Genomic DNA, 8217 nt, shown 5'->3' on the forward strand with positions numbered 1-8217 from the left:
GAGAGTTAATGCCGCGCCCGTTCCGTTTCGGGGTCAACCTGCTCACCCCCGCGCCCGCCGACGAGTGGCGCGCGAAGTGCCGCCGGGCCGAGGAGCTCGGCTACGACGTGATCCTGGTCCCCGATCACCTGGGCATGCCCGCCCCCTTCCCCGCGCTGGTGGCAGCGGCCGAGGTCACCGAGCGGCCCCGCCTCGGCACCTTCGTCCTCAACGCGGGGTTCTGGAATCCCACCTTGCTGGCCCGCGAGGTGGCCACCACGGACGCGCTGACGGGTGGCCGCCTCGAACTCGGCCTCGGCACCGGTTACGTACGGGCGGAGCACGAGACGGCGGGCCTCCCTTGGGGTTCGCCGGGTGAGCGCGTCACCCATCTCCTGCGTACGGTCGAGGAGTTGGACCGGATCCTCGGCTCGGACGAGCTCCCCCAGTCTCGGCTTCTCCCCCACTCTCGGCTTCGCTCGAGCGGGGGGACCCCCATGCCGCCGGCCGCCCAGCAGCCTCGCGTGCCGCTGCTGATCGGCGCGGGCGGCGACCGGATGCTGCGGATCACCGCCGAGCACGCGGACATCGCCGCGTTCACCGGCGCGCGCACCAAGCCGGACGGCATGGTGGAGCCGATCACGGCCGCGGAACTCGACGAACGCGTCGCCCTGTACCGGGAGTTCGCCGCCGGGCGCAAGGAGCCCGCCGAGCTCAACCTGCTGATCCAGATCGTCACCGTGACCGACGACCGCGGGGCCGCGATTCAGCCGTGGCTGTCCCGCATCCCCCACCTGGCGGAACAACAGGTCCTCGAGCTGCCGATCGTCCTGGTGGGAACCCTGGAGCAGATCATCGAGCAGGTGCGGGCGCAGCGGGAGCGGTACGGAATCTCGTATCTGACGGTTCTGGAGCCGAACATGGAGGCGTTCGCTCCCGTGGTGGAGGCGCTGCGCGGCCAGTGACCGTCCACATGACCGACCTGCACATACGGGCCACGACGCCCGACGACCGCAGCTGCGTGGAGCGGCTGGTCGAGCGTGACGCCGAGGCTCTGATCCTGGCCGAGCAGGACGGCGAGCTGGACGAAGCAGGACGAGATCCTCGGCGCCGGCAATGATCCCTTCGGTGTTGCCGCGACCGGCTTGACCTGGCTGCCCAAAGAAAAACACTTAAAGGGGGCCCGGCTGTGCCGGGCCCCCTTCTTCTGATGGCGGGACAGGATGTGAACCTTCGACCTCAGGAGCGGAGTGCCCGCATCACGCCGGGTCGAGCGCCCCCGGCTGCCGCGGTCCTGCCGCCTGGCCGGCGATGCGTGGATCGATGGGGCGGCCGACGAAGACCGGGGCGTCCGACTGGTAGAAGATGTCGATGTCGGCCTCCTCGCCGCCGACGATCAGCGTGTCCCAGGCTCCGCTCTCTTGCAGGGCCCGCAGGGTCGACGGAGCGAGGGTGGACAGGTGGCTGCGCAGTTCCTCGTCGCTGGGCATTCCGGGGAGGCGGGGGGCGAGGCGCTCGCGGATCGCGCGCATCCGGTCCAACAAGCGGTCCAGATCGGACCGCTCGGCGTCGGGTTCGGCGACGACCCGGTCCCCCTCCATGCTGTCGGCGATGATGTCCTTGATGGCGCGGGTCACGCCTCGTTCGTCGGTGGTGACCATGGCGTTCCAGGCCCGGCTCTTGTGCCGGTACTGGAGCATGGACATCGCCGCCTCGTGCCGGATGAAGTCGGCGTCGCGCAGCGGACGGCCCTGCCAGACCCGGCTGAGGGAGCGGGAGAGGGAAACAGCCGAGGCGAGGCCACTGTTGAGGCCGCGCCCGGGCCAGAAGTGGATGGCGTTGGCCGCGTCGCCCAGCAGGAAGCCGTAGGTTCCGGGGCTCGTGGCGGTAGGGCGGCTGAGCTGGGCCGTGAACCGGGGGCGCTGCACCATGTCCAGCCGGAACGAGGTGATGGCGCTGAGATCGTCCTCGGGGACGCCGAACAACCTCAGGCCCTCCTGGATCTGCTTCCACAGCGGCGAGCTGCGCAGCAGGGCGGGCAGGAAGAGGGTCCCATGGGTCGGGCAGACGAACTCGTTGTCCTCGTGGCGGCTCATCAGGCAGGGCCGAGCCGCCACGCACTCCTCGAAGACCTGCCGGACCGGGTCGATGCCGATCACATTGCCGGCCTCCTCGCGGGTCAGCCTCATGTTGAGGAACCCCTCGCCACGCAGCGAGTTGAGCAGGAACCGGTTCTGCGCCACGGTCAGCAGGACGCTCATGGGGTCCGAGAGCTGGGACTTGACCCGCAGTCCCAGCACCAGGTCCTGAAGGTGCTCCCCGTCGAGGGAGTAGATCGAGGAGTCGGCCGCGCCGAAACGGTCCGCGAAGTGCTCTCGGGTGCGCGACCGGCCGCCCTCGCTGATCACCAGGACGTGTTCCTGGGAGAGCCGGTGCTGCTGCTCCGACGGATCGAATCGCTTCGGCACCAGGCGGATCGCGGACTTGGCGTTGGCCAGTTCCAGCAGCTTGTCCTCGATGTAGGCGATCCGGATGTTGCGGGGCGGGCGTCCGTCCACGGAGTCCGGTCCCAGGGGCCACATCTCGGAGAATCCGCCCGCGTCGAACAGCGCCGACTGCATCTCCTCGGTGAGCGCGAGGTACTGACGGCTCTGGACGGTGACGACCTGCTGGCGGCGGACGTTGCCCTGGGTCTCGTCCTTCCAGACCACGGTGGAGCCGTTTCTGATCCACCGGCCGTCGTAGACGGTGATGGACACCTTCCCCGGCAGGGCGTTCTCCAGCAGCAGGGCAAAGGCGAGGCCGACCGGGCCTCCTCCGGTCACCGTGACCCGCAGCTCGCCCGGGTTCGCCGAGGCATTGGCGCGGGGCAGGTCGAGCTGGGAGAGGTCCATGACCGTCTCCAAGGCCTCCTGCGTCTCGAACAGGAAGGTCTCGTCGCCGATGCGTATGGAGTCGCCCGGCACGAGCACGTGACGGGTCACGCGCTGGTCGTTTACGAAAGTTCCGTTCTTGCTGCGGTCGTAGAGGACGAACGCGCCGTCCTCCGCCACGATCTCGGTGTGCAGGCGGGAGGCGCTGACGCTGACGATGATCACGTCGTTGTCGCTCTTGCGTCCGAATCGCAGCGGAGCGCTGCCCAGAACCGCACTCTGACCGGCGAAGGGACCCGTGCGTCCCACGATGACCGAGGCCACAGAAACTCCTTGCGAAAGTCTCGGATGCGGGCAGAGGATCCGCACCCTGCGGTTGATCCGCTACGAGGGTGAGAGTCGTACGTCACTCCCGCAGAACTCCGGTCCAGCGGGGCTCACTTGACCGGTCATGTCCGAGTCGGACCGGCAGCGATCCAACTCGTACTGGTTGAAGTATGGCCGATGCGCGGGGATGACTCGGCTGCGCGGCGCCGACCTTGACGCCCGGTTGACTAGCCGCCCGTCGTCGAGGCGCATGTCACCGAGAACGGCACCGAGTTGGACACCGCCTCGAACGGTGAGCGGATCTCCACGGCCATCCGGCTGCGGAGTGTTCCGGTCTGCGCATACGTCGACAGCCGCACCGTCTCCTGATGGGTGCGGGGGCCGCCGTCCGGGAACGCCAGCGTCCGCCACTGCCGGTCGATCACGGTCCCGTTCGCCGAGACCCACCGGTACGAGAACTGGAAGGGCAGCTCGGACACTGTGAAGGTCGCGGTGAACCAGGGGGCCTGCGAGTCCGCCGGGGGGCAGTCTCCGACGTATGTGGTCGCGCCCCCGGTCACGCTGACCGAGACGGGCTGCCCGGCGGTGTGATCCGACCCGCTGTTCGCCGTACCGGAGGCGGCGGCCTGCGCCTGCCCCGTGGGCGAGCTGGTGCCCTTGCGGCCCTCACCGTCGCCGCCGCCGAGCGCATAGCCCAGGCCGCCTACGAGCAGCGCGAGCACGACCGCTCCCGCCGCGGTCAGGTACCCGATGCGCCGTCTCCGCCGCGTGGGGCCGTGACCGGTCGCTTCGGCGCCCTCGAGCTCGAGCGCCGCCGGTGAGGCGAGCACCGCGGAAACGGCGGTGGGTACGGGCCCTGATACCGGGCCTGCCCATACGGTGGGCGACTCGGCGATGCCCGAAGCCGAGGCGGCCTCCGGCGCGGGACGTGGCGGGGCGGGAGAAGCGGGGACGCCGGGGGCGGCGGGGCTGTCCGCGCTGGGCAGGGAGGCGGCGTCGACGGACGAGCGGGGCGCCGGGGCGGCCGTCTCGGCGGTGACCGCAGGTACGGCACCGGGAACCGGGGGCTGTGCCTGGGCGGTGGGGGCGCCGGGGTGTGCCGCGGCCGTGGGTATGTCGGCCGTGGCGGTGGGTGTGTCGGCCGTGGGTACGTCGACCGCGGCCGTGGATACGTCGGCCATGGCCGTCGTCCCCGCTTCCGGTGCGGCGGGGGCGGAGGCAGTGTTCGCCGGCGCCCCGGAAGCCGCAGGTTCCTTTGCTGTGGGCGCGTCGACTCTCGCCGCCATGTCCCTGGCGTCCGTGGCGTTTTCCGGGACAGGCGATGACGCCGAGACGGTCGGTGCCCCGACCGTGGCCGTAGGTGCGGTCTCCCCGAGCGGGGACTCGGCGGTGGGCAGCTCTTCGGTGTCCGCCGTGGGCAGCGGGGCGGACGGCATGGCCGTGTCGGCGCCTGAGGTGCCGTCAGCACCAGCCAGGCGCAGCTCCTGCTCGGCCTGTTCGGCCGACATCCGTTCGTTGGGGTCCTTGCGCATCAGGCCTTCGATGACGGACACGAGGGGTCCGGCCCGATGCGGCGGGGGCAACTCGTCGTCGACGATGGCGCGCAGAGTACTCAGCGGGGTGGTCCGACGGAAGGGCGAACGGCCCTGGACGGCCGTGTAGAGCAACGCTCCGAGGGACCACAGGTCCGACGCGGGGCCGGGGTTGCGGCCCAGTGCCCGCTCCGGCGCCACATACTCGGGAGAGCCGACGACCTCGCCGGTCATCGTCAGCGCGGAATCCCCCTCCACGGTGGCGATACCGAAGTCGGTGAGCACCACCCTGCCGTCGTCTGCGAGCAGGACGTTGGCGGGCTTCACGTCGCGGTGCAGAACGCCGGCGCCATGCGCCGCGCGCAGCGCGGCCAGCACCTCGGCACCTATGCGCGCGGCCTCCCGCGGCGTGAGGGCACCCTGGGAGCCGATCACGTCGGCCAGCGACCCGCCGCGGACGAACTCCATGACGATCCAGGGTCGGCCGTCGTCGGTGGCGACGTCGTGGACGGTCACCACACCGCGAGCACTGATGCGCGCCGCCGCCCAGGCCTCCCGCTCCAAGCGGGTGTACATCCGCTCGACCTGCGCTACGGCCAATCCGACGGGAGCGCGTACCTCCTTGACGGCGACCTCGCGGTGCAGTACCTCGTCGCGGGCGCGCCACACGGTGCCCATACCGCCCTCGCCGAGAACGGACAGCAAGCGGTAGCGACCGGCGACCAGCCGTTCGACACCCGCGTCCCGCGACGCCGTGTTCTGTTGTGGCATGAGGGCCGTACTCCTTGTCCTTTGCGAACGGCCGAGGAGTGGCGACGCCCCCGTCCGATCCGTGGCCTGCCGGGCCGGGGTCCCTTGGGTTCGGCCACGGCCGGAGGTCCCGCCGGACTTCACCTCCAGCTCCGGTGTGCGGCGCGGAAGGACCGGCGACGCACCACGTCGCTGACCGCGAAGGACACAGCCCCTGGACAGTATGGTCAAAGACCTGATGTTCGTGAAGTGCGGACCTGGGTAAGGGCTCGTCTTACCGCTCGCTGTGGGGGAGTTGTGACGTCGCGGTGGTCATACCGTCGACTTCTTTCGAGGCCCCTGGCAGGCTCGGATGCGGCGGTCGGTGCTGCGGGAGTGGGCCCGGGCAGCAGGCTCGTACGGGTCACAGCCCGGACGGGGTGCGGGTCACTCGCTGGCGGGTAGGCGCGGATGTTCCATGCGGGAGAGCCAGGTCGTGAGCAGTGTTTCGAGCGTCTCGGCCTCGGTGGGGGCCAGCAGGTCCAGCAAGTGGCGTTCGTTGCGCATGTGGTCGGTGAACGCACGGTCGATCAGCTCGCGCCCGGGCTCGGTGAGGGCGACGATCCGGCCACGTTGGTCGTCGTCGGAGCGGCGGCGGGTGACGAGTCCGGTCCGCTCCAGGCGGTCGATTCTCTTCGACATCGCGCCGGTGGTGACCATGGTGTGCGCGGCGAGCTCGCCAGGTGCCCGTTCGTAGGGCTGGCCGGCGCGGCGTAGTGCGCACAGGACGTCGAACTCCCCCTCGCTGAGACCGTAGCGACCGTATACGAGGCAGAGTTCCTCGGTGAGCTGGTCCGCCAGGCGGTGCAGCCGGCCGATCACTCCCTGCGGTGTGACGTCGAGGTCGGGCCGTTCGCGGCGCCAGTCGGCCTGAATGCGGGCTACGCGGTCCAATGGCTGCCGGTCTTCCATGGACACCATGATAGCTTCCCGGGAAGCTATATTGTCTTCCATGGAAGCTAATGCACGTTGGGTGGCACTGACCGCGGTCGCGCCGGTGGCATGGGGGGCCAACTATTTCGTCACGCGTGAGTTCCTCCCCGCAGGCAGCCCGCTGTACGGAGCTGCTCTGCGTGCGCTGCCGGCCGGCCTCATCCTGCTGGCCCTGTGCAGGCAGCGGCCGCGTGGCGCGTGGTGGTGGCGATCCGCGATGCTCGGCCTGCTCAACGTGAGCGTGTTCTTCGTCCTCGTCTACGTCGCTTCCCAGCTGCTGCCGACGAGCGTCGCCTCGACCGTCATGGCGGTGTCCCCACTGACGATGATGCTCATAGCCTGGCCGCTGGTGTCCGAGCGGCCCCGGACCGCCCACCTGGTCGGCGCCGCGATCGGGCTCGCCGGGGTGTGTCTCATGCTGCTCACGGGGGTGGAAAGGGTGAGCGTGCCGGGGGTCCTCGCCTCGGCCGCCGCCATGCTGGTGTCGTCCTTCGGCCACATCCTGGCCAAACGGTGGAGCGCCGACGCTGACGTGCTCGCCTCGACCGCCTGGCAGCTCACCGCCGGAAGCCTGTTCCTGCTCCCGGCCGCGGCAGTCGTGGAGGGTCCGCCCCCCGCGCTCTCCACGCCAGCCGTCCTCGCCTTCGGCTACGTGGCCCTGGTCGCCACCGCACTGGCCTTCGCCGCCTGGCTCACGGGGCTGCGGCACCTGCCTGCGGGGACAGTGGGTCTGATCGGACTGCTCAACCCCGTCACGGGCGTGCTGCTCGGCACAGCGGTCGCCGCCGAGGTGGTGACCGTTCAGCAACTGTGCGGACTGGTCCTGGTCCTGGCCGGAGTCGTCCTCGGCCGGCCCACGCGCGCGGGCCGACGCGTCAGCAGTCAGGCACCTGCCCCTCCTGTCTCTCTGTCTCTGACGGGAGTCCCGCGCGAGAGCCGTCTACTTGCAATCCCCGATGAGTGCGCGGGGGCTCCCGGCGGCCACGTCTGCTTCGTACGGTGGCCGTATGGGCAGGGACGGGGTGCCCCGGCTGCGGCTGATCGTGGTGGGGGACGACGACTTGGGGCCGCGATTGTGCCGTGGGTGCGGTGGTCCGCTGATGCCGTCGGTGAAGGCGACGGCGGTGTTCTGTTCGTCGGCCTGTCGTTCGCGACAGTGGCGCCGGCTGCGGCGGACGAGGGCGAGGAATGGGGCGGTCCAGGCCGCTCGGACCGCCGCCTGCCCCGAGTGCGGCGCGCGTTGGACGGTCGGGGTCCACCATCCCGTCCCCTGCCAACTGTCCTGGCCAACGCCATGATCACGACATCCCCCTGTCCACGGCCGCGCATGCCTGCCTGACCGTCCTGCGCGCCCGAGAGCTGGACGCCAAAGCAGACACGGCCGCGGGGGATGCGGGCGGAAGGGAAGCCCGAAGCCACCTCGTTGGGTTGAAGTCGGGCGGTTCAGCCTCTTCGGAGGCCGTATCGCCCGGAACGCCCGTACCCTTCGTGGTGTCTACGGCGTCACATAGCGGGCGCCGAACCACTGGAGGCAACACCTCGTGCTCATTGCTCAGCGTCCATCCCTGACCGAAGAGGTCGTCGACGAGTTCCGCTCCCGGTTCGTGATCGAGCCGCTGGAGCCGGGCTTCGGCTACACCCTTGGCAATTCCCTGCGTCGTACGCTCCTCTCCTCGATCCCGGGTGCGGCGGTCACGTCCATCCGCGTCGACGGCGTTCTGCACGAGTTCACCACCGTGCCGGGCGTCAAGGAGGACGTCACCGACCTGATCCTCAACATCAAG

The 8217-nt window shown here is 70.2% G+C and carries 5 protein-coding genes and 2 pseudogenes; 4 read left to right on the top strand and 3 right to left on the bottom strand.

Annotated features, from left to right (window positions below):
* Positions 1–8: 8 nt before the first annotated feature.
* Together ACX28W_RS20010 and ACX28W_RS20015 are read left to right on the top strand one after the other, a co-directional pair.
* A complete protein-coding gene (locus ACX28W_RS20010) occupies positions 9–944 on the top strand; it encodes an LLM class F420-dependent oxidoreductase (RefSeq protein ID WP_459000351.1) in 936 nt (311 codons plus the stop codon).
* A gap of 8 nt (positions 945–952) precedes the next feature.
* Positions 953–1099: a hypothetical protein gene (locus ACX28W_RS20015; RefSeq protein WP_459000352.1), complete on the top strand. Its 147-nt coding sequence runs from the start codon at positions 953–955 to the stop codon at positions 1097–1099.
* Positions 1100–1238: 139 nt separating this feature from the next.
* Here the strand turns inward: ACX28W_RS20015 and ACX28W_RS20020 are convergent, their stop codons facing one another.
* The 3 genes from ACX28W_RS20020 to ACX28W_RS20030 form a co-directional block, all read right to left on the bottom strand.
* Positions 1239–3176, bottom strand: coding sequence for an FHA domain-containing protein (locus tag ACX28W_RS20020; RefSeq protein ID WP_459000353.1), 1938 nt, complete (start codon positions 3174–3176; stop codon positions 1239–1241).
* A 230-nt stretch (positions 3177–3406) separates the two neighbouring features.
* Entirely contained in the window at positions 3407–5482 is a 2076-nt protein-coding gene (locus ACX28W_RS20025) for a serine/threonine-protein kinase (protein WP_459000354.1), read from the bottom strand.
* 405 nt (positions 5483–5887) lie between these two features.
* Complete coding sequence (locus ACX28W_RS20030) at positions 5888–6412, bottom strand: MarR family winged helix-turn-helix transcriptional regulator (RefSeq protein ID WP_459000355.1); 525 nt, start codon at positions 6410–6412, stop codon at positions 5888–5890.
* A gap of 40 nt (positions 6413–6452) precedes the next feature.
* Here ACX28W_RS20030 and ACX28W_RS20035 point away from each other — a divergent pair.
* Positions 6453–7307: pseudogene (locus ACX28W_RS20035) on the top strand (EamA family transporter); the annotation flags it as partial.
* A 667-nt stretch (positions 7308–7974) separates the two neighbouring features.
* Positions 7975–8217: pseudogene (locus ACX28W_RS20040) on the top strand (DNA-directed RNA polymerase subunit alpha); the annotation flags it as partial.

This window comes from Streptomyces sp. SD15 (genome assembly GCF_054462255.1).

What these genes read in the sequence shown, in the direction of transcription:
- ACX28W_RS20010 (WP_459000351.1), top strand. Translation starts at nt 9, where the DNA reads ATGCCGCGCCCGTTCCGTTTCGGGGTCAACCTGCTCACCCCCGCGCCC.
- ACX28W_RS20015 (WP_459000352.1), top strand. Translation starts at nt 953, where the DNA reads ATGACCGACCTGCACATACGGGCCACGACGCCCGACGACCGCAGCTGC.
- ACX28W_RS20025 (WP_459000354.1), bottom strand. Translation starts at nt 5,482, where the DNA reads ATGCCACAACAGAACACGGCGTCGCGGGACGCGGGTGTCGAACGGCTG.
- ACX28W_RS20030 (WP_459000355.1), bottom strand. Translation starts at nt 6,412, where the DNA reads ATGGAAGACCGGCAGCCATTGGACCGCGTAGCCCGCATTCAGGCCGAC.